Source organism: Martinezella sp. CNPSo 3964 (genome assembly GCF_057784375.1).
The window spans coordinates 342,794-363,590 of the sequence record NZ_JBXSOW010000007.1; the positions used below are offsets into that span (position 1 = coordinate 342,794).

Sequence of the window (20,797 nt, forward strand, 5' to 3'; positions counted from 1 at the left end):
ATGTTAGGCCGGCACACCTCTCCTTTTCCACCGGATAACCCTTGTCCAAACCGCCTCTCCGTGCCAATTTCGCACCCGCGAAAAGGGGACGGCATGACAGGGGCAGACGAGACGGGGACCAGCGGCGACTTTCGGACCCGCATCCGAACGAGCTTCGAGCGGCAGGCGGCGATGGCGACGATCGGCGCGGAGCTGACGCGCGTCGAGCACGGTACGGTCGAGATCGAACTGCCCTTCGATATCAAGCTGACGCAGCAGCACGGCATATTGCACGCCGGCATCATCGCCGCCGCGCTGGATTCGGCCTGCGGCTTTGCCGCCTACAGCGTCATCGATCCCTCCGCATCGATCCTCACGATCGAATTCAAGATCAATCTGATGTCGCCGGGTCGCGGCGAACGCTTCCTGTTTCGCGGCGATGTCACCAAGCCGGGCACGACGATCATCGTCGCCGACGGGCGCGGCTATGCCATCGGCGACGGACCGGCCAAGCTGATTGCCTCGATGACGGGAACGATGATGGTCATCCGGGGCAGAGAGGGAATTAGCGGATGAAATTCGAATTGAAGCGGGTATCGGGCAAATCGATCCTGTTCGTCATGGCGGCCGAGGCCGAGTATGGACCCTTTCTGCGCTCGCGCATCGATCCGCTGATGACGGGCGTCGGCCCCGTCGAGGCGGCGATTGCGCTGACCCGTGCCTTCGCACAGCTCGAGGCACAGGGCGATCTTCCCGATCTCGTAGTATCGCTGGGCTCGGCCGGCTCCGCCAAGCTGGAGCAGACGGAAGTCTACCAGGTCACCTCGGTTTCCTACCGCGACATGGATGCCTCGCCGCTCGGCTTCGAGAAGGGTCGCACGCCTTTCCTCGATCTCCCCGCAACGATCGAACTGCCGCTGCGCATTCCCACCATTGCCGAGGGCAGCCTCTCGACAGGCGCCAACATCGTCTCCGGCGCGGAAGCCTACCACCGCATCGGCACCGACATGGTCGATATGGAAACCTTCGCCGTGCTGCGCGTCTGCCAGACCTATGGCCTGCCGCTGATCGGCCTGCGCGGGATTTCCGACGGTCAGGTCGAGCTGCAGCGCATTTCCGACTGGACAGAGTATCTGCATGTGATCGACCGCAAACTGTCCTACGCCGTCGATGGCCTGTTTACCGCGCTGGAAGACGGCGTGTTCTGGTTCTGAGCGGGAGTTTGTCTTCCAACAAACCGCTCTTTACTATGCTTCCCATGGCGTCAAAGATATTACTTGCGCTATAAGACAAAAGTGGCCGCTGGCGCTCTGTCATTCGGGAGGAGATAGTGGAGACGCTCAAATTACTGCTAGAACGAGCGGATGCTGTAAACAAATACTGGAATTTATATATCGCCGTTTCGTTGGGCGTTATCGGTGTCTCGCAGGCCATCAAAGGCGATGGAAGCTTTTCAGCGTTGCGGATTTTATTGGCACTCGGATTCGTTATTTTTGCGATTTCAAATCTTTTGGCGATCCGCTCGATCAACGCGCAGCGTGTGCAGATATCGATGCTGGTGGAAGATCCGTATAAAAATATCGCCAATTTAGGTCGCCCGCCGTCAGAATTCGTATTTCTATGTTTCCACGCTGGTATCGACGTAACGGTTGTTCTGAGCATTCTACTTCTTCATGGATAATCAGAGGAATCCGGTTGAAAACTCCCATGGAGGCTGGGCAAGGCCCCAAATAGGACAATCGGGACAATAAAATCCGCTGCGGCGTGATTTGCCCGATTGCCAGGTAAAGCGCTTTTCATTAAAGGCTCGCCATGACCCAGACAGCACATCCAGACACCGTTCTCATCGTCGATTTTGGCAGCCAGGTGACGCAGCTCATCGCACGGCGTGTGCGCGAAGCGGGCGTTTACTGCGAAATCGTTCCCTTCCAATCCGCCGAAGCCGGCTTCAAGCGGCTGCAGCCAAAGGCCGTGATCCTCTCCGGCAGCCCGGCCTCGACCGTGGACGAAGGCTCGCCGCGAGCGCCGCAGATCATCTTCGACAGCGGCATCCCGGTCTTCGGCATCTGCTACGGCCAGCAGACCATGTGCATGCAGCTCGGCGGCAAGGTCGAGAGCGGACATCACCGCGAATTCGGCCGCGCCTTCCTCGAGGTCGACAAGGATTGCGCCCTCTTCGAAGGACTTTGGTCGAACGGCTCGCGCCATCAGGTCTGGATGAGCCACGGCGACCGCGTCACCGCGCTGCCTGATGGCTTCGAGGTGGTCGCCACCTCTTCGAACGCACCTTACGCCTTCATTGCCGACGAGAAGCGCAGATATTACGGTGTGCAGTTCCATCCGGAAGTCGTGCATACGCCCGATGGTGCCAAGCTCATCGGCAATTTTATCCATAACATTGCCGGCATCAAGGGCGACTGGTCGATGTCGGCCTATCGTGCCAAGGCGGTTCAGGCGATCCGCGATCAGGTGGGCGACAAGCGCGTCATCTGCGCTCTGTCAGGCGGCGTCGACTCCTCCGTTGCCGCACTGCTGATCCATGAGGCCGTCGGCGACCAGCTGACCTGCATCCTCGTCGACCACGGCCTGATGCGCAAGGACGAGGCGGCCAATGTCGTCGCCATGTTCCGCGAGCACTACAATCTGCATCTGCTGCACGTCGACGCTTCCGACCGCTTCATCGGCGAGCTGGAGGGCGTCAGCGACCCGGAAACCAAGCGCAAGATCATCGGTCGCCTCTTCATCGAGACCTTCGAGGAAGAAGCCAAGAAGCTCGGCGGCGCCGATTTCCTCGGCCAGGGCACGCTCTATCCGGATGTCATCGAGAGCGTTTCCTTCACCGGCGGTCCCTCGGTCACCATCAAGTCGCACCACAATGTCGGCGGCCTCCCCGAGCGCATGAAGATGCAGCTCGTCGAGCCGCTGCGCGAACTCTTCAAGGACGAAGTGCGGGCGCTCGGCAAGGAGCTCGGCCTGCCCGACAGCTTCATTGGCCGCCACCCCTTCCCAGGTCCCGGCCTCGCCATCCGCTGCCCAGGCGGCATCACCCGCGAGAAGCTGGAAATCCTGCGCGAAGCCGATGCCATCTATCTCGACGAGATCCGCAAGGCCGGCCTCTATGACGCGATCTGGCAGGCCTTTGCCGTGCTCCTGCCGGTCCAGACCGTCGGAGTCATGGGCGATGGCCGCACTTACGAGTTCGTCTGCGCGCTGCGCGCCGTCACGTCCGTCGACGGCATGACCGCGGATTTCTATCACTACGACATGGAATTCCTCGGCCGCGCCGCGACCCGCATCATCAACGAAGTCCGCGGCATCAACCGCGTGGTCTACGACGTCACGTCGAAGCCGCCCGGCACGATCGAGTGGGAGTGACGACCAACTGCCAAGGCGACTAAAGGGTGTCACCGTTTTCGCGATTGTGGAGCTCGTTATCAGCGGTACAGCCGCCGGCGTGAGCGGCTGAATATCCAAGCTGCAAGTGCCAGCGCGCCTACCGCACAGGCCCAGGCGAAGACATCGCCGATGCGTGTATAGAGCGTCGGCCCCGGCCCCTCGGGCACCGGCCCGACGATGGTTGTCAATTCGGAGGAATCGGCAGTAGCGCGAGCGGTGACGCGGCCTTGAGCATCCGTAATTGTCAGAAGCCCATTTCGAGCCGCGCGCACCATGGCGAAGCCGTTTTCGACACCGCGCATGATAGCAATGTTCGCATGCGCTTCGCGATCTCTGCCGAAATCCCATGCGGGCACGAACAGAATGCGAATGCCAAGCTGCGCGTCCCGCCGGATCGTATCCTCGAAATCCATGTCCTTGCAGATGGCGACGGCGCGACCCGCGCCCAGAAACCCCGGGCTGAGGCCCGGCGAAAGCGGCTCCAATCCCGGTATGAGGTGCCGTTTTATATAGCTGGCTGTGCCGTCACGGGAGAATGTGAAAGCGATGTTGCGAGATGTCTCCGCAACCTCCCGATATCCAACGACGATATGGCTGCCCGTCGCTTCAGCAGTGCTTGTGAAGCCGTCAGCTGCATTGCGCCATTCGGGCCTAAGTTCAGCTATCTCCTCCGGCAGGACGATGGTGTGTATGTCCTGAGCCGCTAGTGCCGTTACCGCCTTGACGTAGTCTTGCGACACTGTTCGCGCCGCGACTTCGGTGGAAGGGAGGTTTGTCTCGCCATTTCCGATTGCGGCCACAAGCACAGTTACGGCGGAAGGTGCCGCGAGCCGCGCCAAACCGAACGCCAAATTGGCTACGAAGAGAACAGCCACGGCAATCGCGGGAACCGTTGCGCGCCGCCCCTCCCTGAGCAGAAGAGCTAACGCGCTCGCAACGGCGCAAATGAGAAAAGTGACGCTCCACAGGCCGGTCAAGGAGACGCTTTGAATGAACACCGGCGCGGGGACCTGACTATAAGCAAACGCTCCGAAGCTGCCATACGCCGAAATGCGTGCATTGAGATATTCGACACTGGTCCAAAGCAGGGGAAAGGCGAACACAGCGCCTATCGCCGGTAGATGTCTTTGCGCTGCTCGCGCGAACAGCATTGTCGCTGCGTAAATGGCTGCGGTTATGGCGATGACGACGGAGATTTCAGGCGCCATCTGCCAATAGGCTTCGAACAGGTTGAGCTGCCCGATCGCATATGCGGCAAAACTCGCGGCGAACACATGCCAGGCACGTGCCGGGCCGTACGCAAGCCACAGAAGCGGCACCTGCGCGATCCACATCAGCGGCCATACCGTGTTCAGTTCTACAGAAAAGAAGAATAGAACGCCGCTGAGCAGCACGCATATGATCGCAGTCATCGTCAATCGTTCCTTAGAAACGAGTGAATGCAATGCAGCATAGCCATACGGTAAGCTGCGCGGAATTCCGGTTCGCCGACAAAGCGGCCGGCTTGGTAAAGCGAAATCAATCCCTGGCCAAGCGCACTGAGCGTTAATCCCATGTCCGTCGCGGATACGTTGCCGATCATTCCCAATTTCTTGGCATGTTCTATGCGATCGTGGAGGATGGCGACCGCAGGGGAACGGCCGGCAGCGAAGTCGTCCGGATAACGCCTTGCCTGAGTGGCGGGCAGAAGGAAGGCAGCCTCGTACTGGCGTGGCTCCTCGAGCGCGAAAGCAAGAAATGCTTCGCTCGCCGCATGGAGCCATTGAATGGGGTCGCTCTCCTGAATGGCCCGAACCCGTTCCTCCCATGCTGATATGCCGTTTCGCATGAGCGCATTTGTCAGAGCCTCCTTATCCGGATAGTGCCGGTAGATGGCCATAGCAGTAATGCCGACGTCCTTGGCAATCGTGCGCATGGAGACGCCGGTAAGTCCTTCCCGTTCGAACCGCCGCTTTGCGGCTTCGAAGATTTGCTGTTTGGTCGTCATGTATACAGCGTATACATATACGGCGTATACATCAAGAGGATCGCCCAGGGTGTGCCCACATAAAGTTCGCGACCCTTGGTCTGAGCCGCGGACAGCGCTGAGTCGAGAAGCGATGGTGTGCTGGTCAGCCAGAAGCGCAGAAACGCGGCCACCGCTTCGTTTGAGATCGTGACGTGGCGCTCGATCCGCGTCAGGTCGCGGCTCATGCGACCGAGCCGCCGCGCGAGCGCCGCCGCGAACACCTGGAGCGGTTCAATTTTTCACGTAATTCCGGACGGAAAACCGCTGCCCACTTTTCCTGGAATTGCCCTAGTCAGTTATGACAGTGTTTTTTCGGGGAGTTAGCTTCGACCTTCCCCGTTAGCCCGTGCCCAGGAAATTGGCCGATAGATATCGATAGTTCACAAAATTTTTCTGACTACTCGCCTCTAAAAACCCAGTGAAATCACGACTTCAACTTTTCAACGGACTCACTCGCGGCGCGAAACTGGAAATTTTTCACAATAAAATCAATTCATTAATGCAGAAAATAATAGAGTCGGCACAAGAGAAACGATATTCTCTCCGCAATTTTCCCGAGGAAACCCAACCGTCCTATTCAACAATCGGGTTTCTCCAAGGATGATGAACGGTGTCGCGCCCTTACTTCACCGTGATGCTCAGGCCGCTGATGTCGGCGTTGACCTGCAGGCCGACCTGCCTGCCCGTCAGTTCGAGCTGGGCGCCCTTGTCGTTGGTCATGACAATCATCTGGGCGCCTTTGCCGATCGCGCCGCCGCCGCCGGCTGCACCGTAGACTCCGCTCACATCCTGAGCGCGGCGGATATGGCGCACCGTACCCTGGAAATAGGTCTTGGAGGCCCCAAAAGCGAGGCCGCCGGAGATGCCGCCGATCGAGACCGGGTAGCGTTTGCCATGGAAGGTCAGCGTGCCTTCGCCACCGGAGCCACCGACGAAGAAGGCCGCCTTGTAGACGGAGAAGCGGATCGTGCCGCTATCGGCATGTGCGGCGCCGGCGAAGCCAATTCCTGCGGCAGCGATGGCGGCAACCGCCACTGAGCGAAATCCAGACGAAATCTTCATGATGAGCTGTTCCTCAAAATGCGCCGCTTCCCCAGCCGGCCGGGCACGACGTCAGCGTCGTATCAAAGTTAGAGATAAACGATCTCGCACGACCTTTAGTTCCAAAGCACGTTAATAACAACGCGTTAGGACGTAGGCGGATGGTGGCATCTGCTCCCAACGCAATTGCTTGGTTATAAGGCTTCATGGGCTGCTTCATAAACGAAGTCCGCAAAATCGTACAATCTATGATCAGTAACCGGACCTTCAGTGTTACTGCTGAAAATTCGAGCGAGTTTCAGGGCTGCCGATGGCAGGCCCGCAATCTATCGGCTAGGATGATGGGACGCGGCTTTCCGCATCGCCTTCGCCTCCTCTCGCGCATGGACGTTTCATATGCAGGATGATGTCCCGGTTGAAAGGATGAGTGTTCGGATAGAAAACACCGCCCCGCCGAGTGGGCTCGCCGAAATCCTGGCCCCTCATCTCTCCGTGGTCTTCTGCGGATTGAACCCCGCGCTTACCGCGCATCGCGACGGACATAACTTTTCCAACCGCAGCAACCGCTTCTGGCGAGTGTTGCACCTTGCCGGCTTCACCCCTCGCCTGTTGCGGGCGGAGGAAGAGCGCGAGATGCTGCAATATGGTCTCGGCCTGACATCGGCGGTCTCCCGCCCGACGAAAAGCGCCAGCGAGTTGAAGAAGAGTGATTACATTGCCGCAGCCCCTGTGCTCGAAGAGAAGATCAGGAGGCTTGCGCCTGATAATCTGGCATTCCTCGGCAAAGCGGCCTATGCGGCCATCAGCCTGCGGGCCGATATCGAATGGGGCAGGCAACCGGAGGCATTTGCCGGCGCCTCGATCTGGGTCCTGCCCAATCCAAGCGGCCTTAACCGGGCTTTCGATCTGGCGAAACTGACGGAACATTATCGCGAGCTAAAGCTGGCGGTTGAAGACCAAAGGAATCTCATCAAATAGCCCGCACTTCCCGGGCTGCGATCACGCAAGTCGGCCTGCCATCGCGATCAGCCATTCTTTTGCGGACCGAGCACGCCGATCGTGTGCAGCCACTGTTCCGCCAGCGCCGGCCAGTGACTGATGGGAAACTTCGTGGGACGAAGACCGAAGGCGTGGCTGCCTTGCGCGTATAGATGCATTTCCGTGGGAACGCCGGCTTTCTGCAGCGCGATATAGTAGGCGAGCGATTGCTCCACACCATCGACATGATCGTCTTCGGCCTGCAACAGGAAGGTTGGCGGGGTGTCGGCGCTGACGCGGATGTCGGGGCGGAGGCTCATGTCTGCCTCGTTTCGGGTGGCACCGTCCTCATCCTCATGCACCCATAGATGACCGGGATAGAGCGCCATGGCAAAGTCCGGCCGGCAGCTCAGCTTGTCGGCATCATCGACCGGCGCATATGTCCGCTGCGAGAAATGCGTGCTCAGCGCGGCAACGAGATGTCCCCCGGCGGAAAAACCGATGATGCCGATCTTATGGGGATCGACATGCCATTGTGCAGCGTTTTGGCGCACCAGCCCCAGCGTGCGCTGGGCGTCCTGCAAGGCCGTTTGCACCTTCGGAGAATGGCGGTGTCCTTTTTCCCATGTCGGGCCTGAATTGGGAACCCGGTACTTGAGAAGAATGCAGGTAATGCCGCGCGAGGTCAGCCAGTCGCAGATCTCCGTGCCCTCCAGGCCCATCGCCAGGACCTTGTAGCCTCCGCCCGGAAACACCACCACGGCCGCACCAGTGTTGCTGCCTTCGGGGGCATAGACAGTCATCGTCGGCCGGCTAACATCGGTGACCGTCTCCCCATCCGTGCCAACGGACTCGGGTTTGGCTTCCGGCACCGCATCCGGTACGGCACCAGGCCAGATCGGCATCTGGACGTGGCCGGGTGAAGGTTGCCAGCCAGCTGACTGCGCTGGCGAATATGCGAAAACGAGCGTGAGAAAGGAAATTGCGAAGATCGATTTCTGCATGGCACGATATACCTCGCTGGGAGCATCAATTCATATCGATGAACGAAATCAACTCACGTTGGATGATGATCGATTGCAGCTTTATCGTGACCGCAAACGGGCACGCCCTACCGATCAAATGGGGAAATTGATGGCTCCAGAATCCGAATGCTCCATATGATAGCTATTGCCAGCCGATCACACGGAATGATAGCGAAAACTCCTGTTTCAATAGCAGGAAAAGTCGAGCCGGCATGTACACGATCAAAGAATTCTCCGGCCAAAAGATCATCATCGGCAATGACAGCGGACCGCTTCTCACCAGCGAAAGGGACGTGAACGACTGGATCGGTGCAGCATGGGATGCGGAGGCCAAGCTGGTGGCCATTCCGGTATCGCGGCTGAGCGAGGAATTCTTCCAGCTCTCGACCCGTATCGCCGGCGCGATCATCCAGAAATTCGTCAACTATCGCGCCCAGCTCGTCATCGTCGGCGACATCTCCCGGTGGATCGCAGGCAGCAACGCCTTGCGCGATTTTGTCTACGAGTCCAACAAGGGACGTGAGGTCTGGTTTCTGCCCGATCTGGATGCGCTTGCGCGGCGCCTGCAGCAGAATGCCCAAAGCTAAATCAGAGGTCTGCCTTTATGGAAGCGACGCTTTCCCCACCGAGACTGGAAACCGAACGGCTTATCCTGGCCGGGCATACGCTCGATGATTTCGAGCCGCTTGCAGGCATGTGGAGCGATCCTCTGGTCGTGAGGCATATTTTCGGCAATGTCGTCTCCACTTCCAGGGAGTCATGGATGCGGATGCTGTCCTATCATGGCCTCTGGCCACTGCTCGGGCATGGCTACTGGGCAGTGCGCGAGAAGTCCTCCGGACGCTATGTCGGCGATCTCGGCTTTGCCGATTTTCATCGGGTCATGGAGCCGTCGATCAAGGGTATTCCGGAGGCCGGCTGGGCACTGGCCGCGTGGGCGCATGGCAAGGGCTTCGCCACGGAAGCTCTTGCCGCAGCCACTGCCTGGCTCGACGAGCAGCCACGATTTGATCGTAGCGTCTGTCTGATCTCACCCGACAACGCGGCTTCGATCCGTGTTGCCGAAAAGGCCGGCTATCGCGATCCGAAGCCAATGCGCCTCAATGAGAAGGACACGTTGCTGCTTTCCCGCGCCCGTCAGACAGGGGAAAAATAGGACGAGCGGCCGAAGCCTCCCGCCCTGCTTCATTGCCTAAAACGCCAGCGACTGCTGCACCGGCTTCGGCGGCGCAAGCTGGACGCCTTCCAGCTCAAGCATTCGGGCCTTGGAATTGGAGCCGCCCGGTGCGGAAAAGCCGCCGATCTTGCCACCTGCCGCCAGAACACGGTGGCAGGGGATGATCAGCGCCACCGGGTTTTTCGCCATGGCCTGCCCAACATCGCGCGCGGCTTCCGGCCCGGCGCCAAGCTGCTTGGCCAGTGTTCCATAGGTTGTCGTGTGGCCCCAGCCGACCTGCCGGGCGGCATCGTAGATCTGCTTGAAGAAGGCATCCTGCTCGCCGAGGTCGAGCGTGACGTCGGAGAAGTCGATCTCCTCACCGGCGAAATAGCGCTTCACCTTGGCAACCGCCTCGGCAACCTCCAAGGTCGGCGTGCCGGGCTGCGCATTCGGCAAGCGGCGCAGAAGCAGGCGCTCGGTCGCGCCCGCATCCTTGGTCGGCAATTGAAAGCGCAGTACGCCGACATCGTTCCAGGCGATGCCGCAGAAGCCGCCGGCGGTTTCGAAGATCAGGTAATCCTGCCTTGTCTTGTTCATGACGAAAGCTCCCGTGTTTCCACTTGTCATGAAAATCGTCCTCGGAAGCGTCGAATTCAACCCGATTCTTGCAAAGATCGGGAATTGCCACCGTTTTAGCGGCAATGGGATGCCACTGAGACGATTACAGGCACGAGCATCAATATCCGCCGCCAGTCGGAGGGGCGTTCAGCGTCATGCCGCCGCCAGAATTGCGCTCACCCGAGGTGGAGCAAGAAGCGATGCCAAGGCCGATGAGAGCGAGAACAATGGCTGCGGCGACTGATCTGGTGAACATGGCTGTGATTCCTGTTGGTGAGAATGGGCACGAAGGCCCGAACCTGGAATGAACAGATCAAGCCGACCTTTTATTCGATCGCTTTTTCAAATGGCGCTCACAGCAGGGCGCCCTGTCAATCCATTATATGTTCTTGTTTTGTTCTTGAATTAGCAATTGCTTTACTCTATCATTTTGCGGTCAAAAATCAGGAAGGGGCAGAGCGGTAAGGCTTTGAAGCAACCCATGAAGAACAACAGGCAACTCTCGCTCTATCTCAGCGGCGGATCGTACAGCCGGACACCGCTGCCAGTCGATCAAGAGCCAGTTAGCGAGCTCTATTTTGCGGTCCTTCCCGATGCGGAGAGTGCCGCTCGTAGTCACAAGCTCGCAGGCAATTTCCATCGGCAATACCGATTTTTCGCAAGACCACGAAGAGCCGATCTCCTGCATGTGACGCTCTATACGATCGGTTCGTTCCGCTGCTTGCCGGAGGAGACCGTATTTGCAGCGATGGAGGCTGCCTCGAGAGTGAGAAAGCCATCCTGTCCAGTGGTTTTCGATCAGGCTGTCAGTTTCGGTGGTGGCGATAATCGCCCGCTTGTTCTGTGGAACAGGAACGGGAACCCCGAACTCAAGGCTATCCATCAGGAATTGGTCGACGCCATGCGGCTCACGGGTATTGCGCCGGAGAAAGAAAAACCCGTAGAGCCGCATATGACGCTGCTCTATCGGGGGCAAATCGTTCCGGACATTGTGCTTGAAGAACCCGTGAGCTGGACAGCCAAAGACTTCGTCCTCATCAACAGCCTGCAGGGTCAATCGACCCATCAGCACCTTTGCTACTGGACTTTGCGTGACTGAGCGATCCGGTCAAACCTTCGACCGATTGCCATCCGCCATCACCGCCGCCACGGCATCATCGACGCTGAAGCTGCAGCGTTTGTCGACATCGGCAATACCGGCGACTGTCATGAGATCGCGAACACGGTCATGCACGCGCGCAAACTGGACGCGCAGACCGGAGCGCTGCATGGCGCTGTCGAACTCCATCAAGGCGTCCATCGCCGTGCTGTCGATATCGGAGCTTTCTTCAAGGCTGAGAATGGCTGCCCGCAACCCAGCTTCGCTGCGGCTGCCGGACAATATCTCGCCGAAGATCGTATCGGCGTTGCCGAAAAACAGGGTCTCGCCGGGGCGCCAGATGGCAATGCCCGGTATCTCAGAGGCATCGTCATGCCTGCTGACATCGACGAAGTCATGGCTGTTGTTGAGCCGCCCCAAACGGGCAACATGTGGCGAGGCCAGGCGATGCATCATCGCGGCAAGCGAGAGCGCGATCGCCAGCAGCATGCCGTTGAGGACGCCGAAGGCCAGCACACCGAGCGCGGCACCCACTGCCACATAGAAATCACGGTGCAGTCGGCGCAAACGTAGGATGGGACTGGGATCGAGCGCATGCGTAAGAGCCGCGATCACGACGGCCGCGAGCACCGGCTCAGGCAGAAGAGCAACAAGCGGGCCGGCACAGGCAATCAGGATCGCAAGGCCAATGGCGGCGAAGACGGTGGTCGCCCGCGTTTTCGCGCCCGCCGCCTCGCTGGCAAAGCCGGCGGAAAAACCGGCACCGACCGGCATGCCCTGAACGACGGCGCTGGCGATATTGGCGGCACCCAGCGCACCGAGCTCTCGATTGACCTCCAGCGTCTCGCCGTAGCGCAGCGCCAAGGCCCGCATCGTGCCCCAGGACTCGGCAAAGAGGATGAGGACAAGCGGCACGGTGAACTGCACCAGCCGCGAATAGGCGGTCCAGTCGGCGTCCGGCAGCGACGGCCATTGCGGTAGGATCTCGATGGGGCCAACCAGTTTGACACCATGACCTTCCAAGCCGAACAGATAGGAGGCGAAGATGCCGGCAACGAGCACGAGGAAGGCGCCAGGGATACCAGGCAATCGCTTCAGCAGCAGCAACGCCGCCAGCGCGACGAGGCCGACTGTAACGCTGACCGGATTCCACTCCAGGATCGCGCCGAAGAGTGCGGCCGCGTATGTCAAAATATTCGAGCCCTGCACGGGCACGCCGACCAGGATCGGCAGCTGATGCAGGATGATCGTGATTGCCAGCCCCAGCGCGAAGCCGCGCAGCACCGGCCGCGAGATGAAACCGGTGATGCCGCCGAGCCGCAGCGCGCCGGCGACGACGAATAGAATGCCGGCGAGCGCCACCGCAACCGTGGCAAGCCCCGCCTTGATCGTGGCATCGCCCGGCACCACCGCCAAGGTGGCGGCGAGAATGGCGGCGGACGAGGATGTCGGAGAGACGATGGCAAAGCGGCTGCGGCCGAATATGGCATAGATGAGACAGCCGGCGATGCCGGCGAGGATCGCCCGATGCGGCGGCAGGCCGGCAATGCCGGCGTAAGCAACCGCTTCCGGCAACATCAGCCCGGCAACCGATATGCCCGCGACCAGATCCGCCCTGTCCACCACGAACCAACTGCCCAGCTTCGTCATCGATCACCGACCATAGGGATGGCGCATTCATTTATGGATAGAGATTCGCGGCGAAGCTGCAACAAGAAAATATGGCCAGGAGTTACCCTTACGCTCCTGCGCTTGCGTCGTCCCGGATGGGGCAGCTTTGGCCGATCACGTCGCAGACAAAATCCATGACGGCTCGGACAGCCGGCGAACGTCGTAGATCCGGGTAGGTTACCAGCCAAAGATCCCGTGTGGGTGACGGAACCGTTGCCGGAAGGCGCGTCAAGGCAGGTTCGCTATCCCCCAGGAAAGTGGGAAGCACGAGGACGCCAATGCCGGCGCGCGCAGCTTCGAGCTGCCCGAAGATATCGGCGGCGCGGAATACGATTGGCCGCCCGGCCAGCAGACTGCGCAGCCATGTCTCCCGCGTCAGATGTTCAAGGGCTGCATCATAGCCGATGAAGACCCAGTCTTCCTCCGGCATCTGCACGAAGGATGGGACGGCATAAAGACCGAAGCGCATCACGCCGATGCGCCGAACCAGCAGATCGCTCTCCTCCGGCCTCGTCGTTCTCACGGCAATATCCGTCTCACCGTGATCGATCGCCGCACGGCGCGAGACACCGGCGACAGTCAGGGTGATGTCCGGATGGTCCATGCGAAACAAGGCCGCTTTCGGAGCAAGGAGATGAGCGGCGACCGATGGCGGCGCGCTGATCTTGACCGCGGCGGAAAGCCCGGCGACGGCGCTCTTCGAATAGCGCCTGATCGCCTCGACATTTTCATCGATACGTCCCACCAATTCGGCAATCGCGCGGCCATCTGCCGTCAGAGGAGAAGTGCGCGGCCGCCGGTCGATGAGGCGCAAATCGAGCGAACGCTCCAGCGCGGCAATGCGCCGGCCGACCGTCGCGTGATCGACGCCCAGCTCCCGCGCCGCGGCGGACAGCGAGCCGGTTCGTGCGAGGGCGGCGAAATGGTGAAGGTCCTGCCAGTCTATCATCGGTGCATTATTGCACAGATGTGGTGAGTTCATACCGAATTTATTCAAGCCGGGCTTTGTGGTCAAAGATCTCCTGAAAGGAGACTTCCGCATGCCCCTAGCGATTGCCATTACCGGCCCCGGCGGGCCTGAAGCCATGAAAGCTGTCGAGCTCCCCGCCACGGAACCAGGTCCCGGCCAAGCCCGCATCCGCCAGAGCGTTTCCGGCGTCAATTTCGTCGATATCTATGTCCGCTCCGGGCTCTATCCGCTGCCGCCAGGCCAAAGCGTGCTCGGCTTCGAGGGCGCCGGTGTCGTCGAGGCGATCGGCCCCGAAGTCGCAGGATTGAAGGTTGGCGACCGTGTCGCCTATATCGGCCATCCACTCGGCAGCTATGCCGAAGTGCGCACGCTGTCTGCCGCCCGACTGGTGAAATTGCCCGAAGGCGTCAGCGAACGCGTTGCCGGCAGTACGATGCTGCGCGGACTGACGGCGCACATGGTGCTGCAGAAGGTTTACCCTGTGAAAGCAGGCGAATGGGTGCTCGTCCATGCGGGCGCCGGCGGTCTCGGCCAGCTCGTGACGCGCCTTGCCAAGCGGATTGGCGCGAACGTCATCGCCACAGTCGGCTCCGAAGCCAAGGCTGAGTTTGCCTATGAGGCCGGCGCGGATGTGGTGCTCCTGCACACATCGGAAGATTGGGTGGAGGAAACGCGCCTTATTGCTGATCGTCGCGGCGTGCATCTTGCCGTCGACGGGATCGGCGGGACGATGCTGTCGCAGACGCTTGCCGCGGTACGCCCCTTCGGCATGGTCGCAAGCCTGGGCCAGGCAGGCGGCCCGATTCCGCCGATCCAGATCGAGGAGCTGACAGCGCCTCGCGCAATCGGCCTGGCACGCCCAAGCGTATTGACCTACGCCAGCGATCCGGACCTCTACCGCCAAGGCGCCACGGCGCTGATGGATGCGCTGCAGGCAGGCCTCATCAACCCGATCGGCGCCGAATATGCGCTCAAGGATGCAGCCCAGGCCCATGCCGACCTGGAGGCCGGACGAACAACGGCCAGTGTCATATTGACGATGTGAGACGTTTCCAGCGAGGCCGGTTCGCCGGCTTCGTTGCAAAGGCACAGCAGCTTCAAGCCGCACGCACAATCAATTCATCCCGTCAATCGCTTTTGCTGCAAGGCAGCAATTCGTTGACCATGCCTGCCCTTGCCTGATACCCGTTGTCTGTGGCGCCGCACGGCCATCCGGCCGCCGCCGTCATGGCTATCCGATACGAACCCCGATCCTTCGTGGCAAACAGCATGGACACCGTTGCCGGTGCCCGCAGGCGATATCCCGTGAACACTGTTTCTCAGACCATCCGATCCACCTCGACCCTATCCCTCGTCTCAATCGTCGCGCTGACATTCTTCGGCTACATCGCCATCGGTCTTCCACTCGCAGTTCTGCCGACCTATGTCGACAGCAGCTTGGGTTTCGGCGTCGTCTGGGCAGGCATCGCCGTCAGCACGCAATATGTGGCGACCATCGTCAGCCGCGCCCATGTCGGCCGGCTCTGCGATCAATATGGACCGCGCCGCTCGGTCTTTCTCGGCTTCCTTGCCTATGGCCTGTCTGGCGCATTGACGATCGCCTCCACATTTACGGTCAACGTCCCGGCGGCAAGCCTTGCGCTCCTGCTTGCAGGCCGGTTGGCGCTCGGCATCGGCGAAAGCTGGGTGAGCACGGCGGCGATTACCTGGGCAATCGGGCTGATGGGATCGCGCGAGACCGTCCGCATCATCTCCTGGAACGGCATCGCCACCTATGGCGGCATCGCGCTTGCCGCCCCCTTCGGCGCCTGGCTACAGGGGCAATACGGTTTCTTCGCCATCGGCGTCGTCACCATCATCCTTGCGGTTGCCGGCTTCATGCTGGCGCAAACGCGCCCGCCGGTGCCTGGCGTGAAAAAAAAGGGCATTGGCACCGGCCAGGTGCTGAGCCGCGTCGCGCCTTTCGGCGTCGCGCTTGCCCTTGCCTCCAGCGGTTTCGGCGTGGTCATGGCCTTCGTGGCGCTGTTCTTCCACAGCCGCGGCTGGGAGGGCGCCTCGTTCGCCCTGAGTGCTTTCGGCCTTGCCTTCATGGGCGTGCGCCTGGGTCTTGCCCAGGCAGTCGCGCGCTTCGGCGGCCTGCCTCTGGTGCGCATCTCGCTCGTCGTCGAGATCATCGGCCTGGCAGCCCTTGCCTTTGCGCCCTCCCCGACCGTTGCCATTATCGGCGCGGCTCTGGCCGGTGCCGGCTTCGCGCCCGTCTTCCCGGCACTCGGCAACGAGGCCATGGAGCGCATCCCTCCGCAGAACCGCGGCGTCGCGCTCGGGCTCTATTCGATCTTTCTCGATGTATCGCTCGGCTCGACCGGCCCGATCGCCGGCCTGTTTGCCGATCATCTCGGCTATGCCGCGCCCTTCTCCTTCGGCGTCGGCGCAGTGCTGCTCAGCCTTATCCTGAGCTTCTGCCTGCGCAGGAACCGCAGCCGCTAGACGCAAGTTAAGCTGCACTTCCCATTCCAGCTGCCGTCGATAGACGACAAATGGTTGCGGCCTGCGGTCAAGGCTTGATAAGGATCTCCGATGATCACGCAGCAGGAGGCCCGCCCATGAACGTCACCGAAATCGTCATCGAAGGCGACACTCCGGGGATCGCCTGGCGGCTGCCCATCCTGCATTTTGCCGGCACCAAGGCCGATGCACCGAAAATCTATATCCAGGCCGCATTGCACGCCGGCGAGCTGCCGGGAACAGCGCTCGTCCATTTCCTCTGCGAGAGGTTGCGGCAGGCCGAGGCGGGGGGCAGGATCCTCAGCGATATCGTCGTCGTGCCACACGCCAATCCGATCGGTGCAGCGCAATCGCACTTCGGCGAGATGCAAGGTCGCTTCGACCTGGGATCGCGCACCAATTTCAACCGCGACTTCCCGCTGATCTCGCTACGCGATCGCGAGCTGCTGATCGAGAACCTCGATCGCTATCCTGCCGTCGACCGGCTGAAGCGCCAGCTGATCCATATGGCGCTCGGCGCCGATCTGGTGATTGACCTTCATTGCGATGACGAATCCTTGCAATATGCCTATATCGACGAGGCCTTCTGGCCCGAGGCGGCGGACCTTGCCGCGGCACTCAAGATGGATGCCGTACTACTTTCCGATGGCGAAAGCTCGGCCTTTGAAGAGGCTGTCAGTTTCGCCTGGAAATATGAAGTGCCGGGAGAAAAGAAAGCAAAGCTGCCGGGCAAGCTTTCGGTCACGGTGGAATTGCGCGGTACCCGCGATGTTTACCCCGAAATGGCAAAGGAAGATGCCGCAGGACTTTGGCGCTTCCTCGCCGCGCGTGGCGCGGTGCAGGACGACAGCGTCGCGCTAGGCGGCTTTAGCGGACCGGCCGTACCGCTCGACAATATCGAGATGATCCGTGCGCCACAGGCAGGCACCGTGCTCTTCCATCGCAATATCGGTGAACGCGTTGCGGAAGGCGACCTGCTGGCGACGATCATCACCTCTCCCGGTATGGCGGATGGGACCATCAATGTCCACGCGCCGCAGGCAGGCCTCATCGTCACTCGTGTCTCCGACCGGCTGGTACGCAGGCGTGGCGACCTGATGAAGATCGGCTCCGATAGGCCGAGTTCCGTTACTCGCAAGCCCGGCACGCTGGAAGATTGATCTGCCTAGCGGCGATCGATGACCCGGCAGCGGATGATGAAGGCGATTGCGGCCGCCTCTTGGAGAAGCATACCAATGCGATGAAGATGATGCTGCACGCCAGCAAGTGCGGCACGTCCTTTACCCCTTAGCCGGGCAAGAATTGAACGATTTCCCATGGCGATCATGCCTCCGATCGAGTCGATGCAGGCAAGGTTCAAAGCATCGATAACGCCAGCCATCGACACTATCTTCGATATATGTATGCAGTGTGCATATATATTGATGCAATGTCAAGAGAGTGCTGAGGCACTAGATCATGAAGGCAATGGGGCAGCGATCCTGATCGCAAACACCCTGATCGCAAACGCGACAGACCACATCCTGATCGTCGCCAAGGTCGACCAATGCCGGCAGCAGCTTCTCCACCAGGCGGCCGAGCTGCTCCTTCTCTTCAGCTTCCAGCGCTGCGAAAGCTCGATGAATGATGGCTCGGCGGGCACCAAGGCTTTTGTCAAAGAGCGCGCGGCCACTCTCCGTCAGCTGCAGTGAGCGAGCGCGCTTGTCGCCCTCGACACCACCGGCACGCAGCACGAGATCGGATGCCACCAACTGGTCGACGAGGCGCACGGTGGCCGAATGGGAGAGCGCGATCATTCGACGCAAGGTCTCGATCGTCAGGCGAGGCTCGGTGCCGATTTGAACGATGGCAGCGATCGCGCTCGGGCCGAGACCGGTTTCATCCGTGAAAGCCTTTTCCATCTTGTCCACCAGAGCAAGGCTCATGGCGCCGAAAAGATTCTCCAGCCGCAATATTTCCTTGTCCGTCGCCATGCTCCACCTGCGCCATAAATATGCACACTGCATATTTACAGGATGATGGGTGGCAACTGCAACGGATGAGAGAACCGCTTGGCCCCACGATCGGCTTTCATCCGCCTTTATTCGCATGGTATGCGCTATCGGACAGCAAGAGACGGATTCGACATGACGATCACCATTTACGGCATCAAGAACTGCGACACGATGAAGAAGGCGCGCACCTGGCTCGAGGGCCACGGCATCGCCTATGATTTCCACGACTACAAGGCCGCTGGCATCGACCGGGATCACCTGGAGCGCTGGACGAAGGAAGCCGGCTGGGAAGTGGTGCTCAACCGTGCCGGCACCACCTTCAAGGCCTTGCCGGAAGAGGACAAGGCCGATCTGTCGAACGACAAGGCCATCACGCTGATGCTGGCGCAGTCTTCGATGATCAAGCGCCCGGTGCTGGAGGCAGACGGTAAGTTGCTGATCGGATTCAAACCCGACATTTATGCGGCCGCATTCGGCAAGGCCGCCTAGAGACAAGCCATGTCAAAAACCACCCGCGCCACGCAAGTGCTGACCCAGGCGAAGGTTGCCTTCACGGTGCACACCTATGACTACGATCCGAATGCAGAGCGGGTCGGCCTGCAGGCGGCTGAGGCGCTTGGCGAAGAGCCGCATCGCGTACTGAAGACGCTGATGGCCGAGGTGGACGGCAAGCCGGTCTGCGCCGTCGTGCCCTCCGACCACGAAGTCAGCATGAAGAAGCTCGCCGCAGCCTTCGGCGGCAAGTCTGCCGCCATGATGAAGCCCGTCGATGCCGAGCGCCTGACGGGATACCATGTCGGCGGCATCAGCCCCTTCGGCCAGAAGAAGATCGTGCCGACAGCGATCGAGGCGCAGGCGATGACGGAGGCCTATGTCTATATCAACGGCGGCCAGCGCGGGCTACAGGTGCGGCTGAGCCCGCAGGACGCGTTGACCGCGCTCAAGGCCAAGGCTGCGCCGCTGATTGCCTGACGATCTTCAGGATCGGACAAAGCGCCTTCAATTTCGCCGCAAACCGGTCTAAGTCTTTAGACCATCTTCGATATAAGCCAAGCAGGTTTTGCCATGACATCAGCCTCCCCCAACCATCATCCCGTCGATCATGCCAAGCTGGAAAAGCTTGCGGAAGTGGCCGTAAAGGTCGGGTTGCAGCTGCAGGCCGGACAGGATCTGCTGATGACGGCGCCGGTTGCGGCGATGCCGCTGGTGCGGCTGATCACGCGCGAGGCCTATAAGGCCGGTGCCGGCCTCGTCTCCACCTTCTATGCGGACGAGGAAACGACGCTTGCCCGCTACGAATACGGTCACGATGCGAGCTTCGACCGCGCGGCGACATGGCTCTACGAGGGCATGGCCAAGGCCTTCTCCAACAACACGGCGCGCCTCGCCATTGCCGGCGACAACCCGATGCTGCTCTCCAACCAGGACCCGAACAAGGTGGCCCGCGCCAACCGCGCCAACTCGGCCGCCTACAAGCCGGCACTCGAAAAGATCTCGAATTTCGACACCAATTGGAACATCGTCTCCTATCCCAATCCCTCGTGGGCGAAGCTGGTCTTCCCGAACGATCCGGAAGCGATCGCGGTTGCGAAGCTCGCCAAGGCGATCTTTTCCGCCTCGCGCGTCGATGTCGAAGATCCGATTGCGGCCTGGGCCGAGCACAATGCCAATCTGCACAAGCGCTCGGCCTGGATGAACGGCCAGCGCTTCGCCGCCCTGCATTTCCAGGGACCTGGCACCGATCTGACGGTCGGCCTCGCGGACGGCCATGAATGGCATGGCGGCGCTTCCACCGCCAAGAACGGCATCACCTGCAACCCGAACATCCCGACGGAGGAGGTCTTCACCACGCCGCACGCGCTGCGCGTCGAAGGCCATGTCTCGTCGACGAAGCCGCTTTCGCATCAGGGCACGCTGATCGACAATATCCAGGTGCGCTTCGAAGGCGGCCGGATCATCGAAGCCAAGGCGACGCGCGGCGAGGAAGTGCTGAACAAGGTGCTGGACACCGACGAAGGTGCGCGCCGGCTCGGCGAAGTGGCGCTGGTGCCGCATTCCTCGCCGATTTCGGCAAGCGGCATCCTGTTCTACAACACGCTCTTCGACGAAAACGCCTCCTGCCACATCGCGCTCGGCCAGTGCTATTCCAAGTGCTTCATCGACGGCGCCAAGCTCAGCCAGGAACAGATCAAGGCGCAGGGTGGCAACTCCAGCCTGATCCACATCGACTGGATGATCGGCTCCGACAAGGTCGATATCGACGGCATCAATGCCGATGGCTCGCGCGTGCCTGTCATGCGCAAGGGCGAGTGGGCGTAAGGACGCCCGGACATTTCGACGCTATCGTGCCGCGG

25 protein-coding genes are annotated in these 20,797 nt (G+C 60.6%); 14 read left to right on the top strand and 11 right to left on the bottom strand.

Annotation, left to right across the window (positions count from 1 at the left end; genetic code table 11):
• Window positions 1–93 precede the first annotated feature (93 nt).
• The 4 genes from AC13Q5_RS22855 (at window position 94) to guaA (ending at window position 3,354) form a co-directional block, all read left to right on the top strand.
• On the top strand, window positions 94–555 hold the full coding sequence (locus AC13Q5_RS22855) for a PaaI family thioesterase (RefSeq protein WP_075856633.1): 462 nt from the start codon (window positions 94–96) through the stop codon (window positions 553–555).
• Window positions 552–1,193, top strand: a complete 642-nt coding sequence (locus tag AC13Q5_RS22860) for a 5'-methylthioadenosine/S-adenosylhomocysteine nucleosidase (RefSeq protein ID WP_075856634.1) — start codon at window positions 552–554, stop codon at window positions 1,191–1,193. Before AC13Q5_RS22855 ends, AC13Q5_RS22860 begins: the two co-directional genes overlap by 4 nt.
• Window positions 1,194–1,309: 116 nt before the next feature.
• Window positions 1,310–1,660 carry a hypothetical protein gene (locus AC13Q5_RS22865; RefSeq protein WP_488503236.1) on the top strand — a complete coding sequence of 117 codons (351 nt, stop codon included), beginning with the start codon at window positions 1,310–1,312 and terminating at the stop codon, window positions 1,658–1,660.
• Window positions 1,661–1,791: 131 nt separating this feature from the next.
• Window positions 1,792–3,354, top strand: coding sequence for a glutamine-hydrolyzing GMP synthase (gene guaA, locus AC13Q5_RS22870; RefSeq protein WP_488503237.1), 1,563 nt, complete (start codon window positions 1,792–1,794; stop codon window positions 3,352–3,354).
• Window positions 3,355–3,413: 59 nt separating this feature from the next.
• Here guaA and AC13Q5_RS22875 read toward each other — a convergent pair whose 3' ends face one another.
• From AC13Q5_RS22875 to AC13Q5_RS22890, 4 genes are all read right to left on the bottom strand, one after another.
• Window positions 3,414–4,787 (bottom strand): nitrilase-related carbon-nitrogen hydrolase, encoded by a 1,374-nt coding sequence (locus AC13Q5_RS22875; RefSeq protein WP_488503238.1) that lies wholly within the window; start codon window positions 4,785–4,787, stop codon window positions 3,414–3,416.
• A gap of 2 nt (window positions 4,788–4,789) precedes the next feature.
• The gene (locus AC13Q5_RS22880) at window positions 4,790–5,362 is read right to left on the bottom strand and encodes a TetR/AcrR family transcriptional regulator (protein WP_488503239.1); all 573 of its coding nucleotides are present in this window, start codon (window positions 5,360–5,362) and stop codon (window positions 4,790–4,792) included.
• Window positions 5,359–5,568: a hypothetical protein gene (locus AC13Q5_RS22885; RefSeq protein WP_488503240.1), complete on the bottom strand. Its 210-nt coding sequence runs from the start codon at window positions 5,566–5,568 to the stop codon at window positions 5,359–5,361. The genes AC13Q5_RS22880 and AC13Q5_RS22885 overlap by 4 nt, the downstream gene beginning before the upstream one ends.
• 436 nt (window positions 5,569–6,004) lie before the next feature.
• Complete coding sequence (locus AC13Q5_RS22890) at window positions 6,005–6,445, bottom strand: lipid-binding SYLF domain-containing protein (RefSeq protein ID WP_457878602.1); 441 nt, start codon at window positions 6,443–6,445, stop codon at window positions 6,005–6,007.
• Window positions 6,446–6,820: 375 nt separating this feature from the next.
• Here AC13Q5_RS22890 and mug point away from each other — a divergent pair, with 375 nt between their 5' ends.
• Window positions 6,821–7,402, top strand: coding sequence for a G/U mismatch-specific DNA glycosylase (gene mug, locus AC13Q5_RS22895; RefSeq protein WP_488503241.1), 582 nt, complete (start codon window positions 6,821–6,823; stop codon window positions 7,400–7,402).
• A 47-nt stretch (window positions 7,403–7,449) separates the two neighbouring features.
• Here mug and AC13Q5_RS22900 read toward each other — a convergent pair whose 3' ends face one another.
• Window positions 7,450–8,406 carry an alpha/beta hydrolase gene (locus tag AC13Q5_RS22900; protein WP_488503242.1) on the bottom strand — a complete coding sequence of 319 codons (957 nt, stop codon included), beginning with the start codon at window positions 8,404–8,406 and terminating at the stop codon, window positions 7,450–7,452.
• Window positions 8,407–8,639: 233 nt separating this feature from the next.
• On the opposite strand from AC13Q5_RS22900, the gene AC13Q5_RS22905 reads away from it, so the two are divergent.
• Together AC13Q5_RS22905 and AC13Q5_RS22910 are read left to right on the top strand one after the other, a co-directional pair.
• Entirely contained in the window at window positions 8,640–9,014 is a 375-nt protein-coding gene (locus tag AC13Q5_RS22905) for a DUF4180 domain-containing protein (protein WP_488503243.1), read from the top strand.
• A gap of 17 nt (window positions 9,015–9,031) precedes the next feature.
• Entirely contained in the window at window positions 9,032–9,583 is a 552-nt protein-coding gene (locus AC13Q5_RS22910) for a GNAT family N-acetyltransferase (RefSeq protein WP_488503244.1), read from the top strand.
• 36 nt (window positions 9,584–9,619) lie between these two features.
• On the opposite strand, the gene AC13Q5_RS22915 is transcribed toward AC13Q5_RS22910, so the two are convergent.
• Both AC13Q5_RS22915 and AC13Q5_RS22920 read right to left on the bottom strand, forming a co-directional pair.
• Window positions 9,620–10,183 carry a methylated-DNA--[protein]-cysteine S-methyltransferase gene (locus tag AC13Q5_RS22915; protein ID WP_488503245.1) on the bottom strand — a complete coding sequence of 188 codons (564 nt, stop codon included), beginning with the start codon at window positions 10,181–10,183 and terminating at the stop codon, window positions 9,620–9,622.
• Window positions 10,184–10,322: 139 nt separating this feature from the next.
• The gene (locus AC13Q5_RS22920) at window positions 10,323–10,460 is read right to left on the bottom strand and encodes a hypothetical protein (protein ID WP_159444822.1); all 138 of its coding nucleotides are present in this window, start codon (window positions 10,458–10,460) and stop codon (window positions 10,323–10,325) included.
• Window positions 10,461–10,685: 225 nt separating this feature from the next.
• On the opposite strand from AC13Q5_RS22920, the gene AC13Q5_RS22925 reads away from it, so the two are divergent.
• Window positions 10,686–11,303 (top strand): 2'-5' RNA ligase family protein, encoded by a 618-nt coding sequence (locus tag AC13Q5_RS22925; protein WP_488503246.1) that lies wholly within the window; start codon window positions 10,686–10,688, stop codon window positions 11,301–11,303.
• Between the two features lie 9 nt (window positions 11,304–11,312).
• Here the strand turns inward: AC13Q5_RS22925 and AC13Q5_RS22930 are convergent, their stop codons facing one another.
• Both AC13Q5_RS22930 and AC13Q5_RS22935 read right to left on the bottom strand, forming a co-directional pair.
• Window positions 11,313–12,953: a SulP family inorganic anion transporter gene (locus AC13Q5_RS22930; protein WP_488503247.1), complete on the bottom strand. Its 1,641-nt coding sequence runs from the start codon at window positions 12,951–12,953 to the stop codon at window positions 11,313–11,315.
• Between the two features lie 88 nt (window positions 12,954–13,041).
• Window positions 13,042–13,923 carry a LysR family transcriptional regulator gene (locus AC13Q5_RS22935; protein WP_488503248.1) on the bottom strand — a complete coding sequence of 294 codons (882 nt, stop codon included), beginning with the start codon at window positions 13,921–13,923 and terminating at the stop codon, window positions 13,042–13,044.
• Between the two features lie 91 nt (window positions 13,924–14,014).
• On the opposite strand from AC13Q5_RS22935, the gene AC13Q5_RS22940 reads away from it, so the two are divergent.
• From AC13Q5_RS22940 to AC13Q5_RS22950, 3 genes are all read left to right on the top strand, one after another.
• The gene (locus AC13Q5_RS22940) at window positions 14,015–14,989 is read left to right on the top strand and encodes a quinone oxidoreductase family protein (RefSeq protein WP_075856646.1); all 975 of its coding nucleotides are present in this window, start codon (window positions 14,015–14,017) and stop codon (window positions 14,987–14,989) included.
• A 260-nt stretch (window positions 14,990–15,249) separates the two neighbouring features.
• The gene (locus tag AC13Q5_RS22945; protein ID WP_488503249.1) at window positions 15,250–16,431 is read left to right on the top strand and encodes an MFS transporter; all 1,182 of its coding nucleotides are present in this window, start codon (window positions 15,250–15,252) and stop codon (window positions 16,429–16,431) included.
• A gap of 116 nt (window positions 16,432–16,547) precedes the next feature.
• Window positions 16,548–17,609 (top strand): M14 family zinc carboxypeptidase, encoded by a 1,062-nt coding sequence (locus AC13Q5_RS22950; protein ID WP_488503250.1) that lies wholly within the window; start codon window positions 16,548–16,550, stop codon window positions 17,607–17,609.
• Window positions 17,610–17,614: 5 nt separating this feature from the next.
• Here AC13Q5_RS22950 and AC13Q5_RS22955 read toward each other — a convergent pair whose 3' ends face one another.
• The gene (locus tag AC13Q5_RS22955) at window positions 17,615–17,830 is read right to left on the bottom strand and encodes a hypothetical protein (RefSeq protein ID WP_457878582.1); all 216 of its coding nucleotides are present in this window, start codon (window positions 17,828–17,830) and stop codon (window positions 17,615–17,617) included.
• A gap of 70 nt (window positions 17,831–17,900) precedes the next feature.
• Entirely contained in the window at window positions 17,901–18,422 is a 522-nt protein-coding gene (locus AC13Q5_RS22960; protein WP_488503251.1) for a MarR family winged helix-turn-helix transcriptional regulator, read from the bottom strand.
• A gap of 153 nt (window positions 18,423–18,575) precedes the next feature.
• Between AC13Q5_RS22960 and AC13Q5_RS22965 the strand changes: the two genes are divergently transcribed.
• The 3 genes from AC13Q5_RS22965 (at window position 18,576) to AC13Q5_RS22975 (ending at window position 20,762) form a co-directional block, all read left to right on the top strand.
• Window positions 18,576–18,932 (top strand): ArsC family reductase, encoded by a 357-nt coding sequence (locus tag AC13Q5_RS22965; protein ID WP_488503252.1) that lies wholly within the window; start codon window positions 18,576–18,578, stop codon window positions 18,930–18,932.
• Between the two features lie 9 nt (window positions 18,933–18,941).
• Entirely contained in the window at window positions 18,942–19,415 is a 474-nt protein-coding gene (gene ybaK / locus AC13Q5_RS22970) for a Cys-tRNA(Pro) deacylase (RefSeq protein WP_457878580.1), read from the top strand.
• 93 nt (window positions 19,416–19,508) lie between these two features.
• A complete protein-coding gene (locus AC13Q5_RS22975; protein WP_488503253.1) occupies window positions 19,509–20,762 on the top strand; it encodes an aminopeptidase in 1,254 nt (417 codons plus the stop codon).
• The last annotated feature ends 35 nt before the right edge of the window (window positions 20,763–20,797 follow it).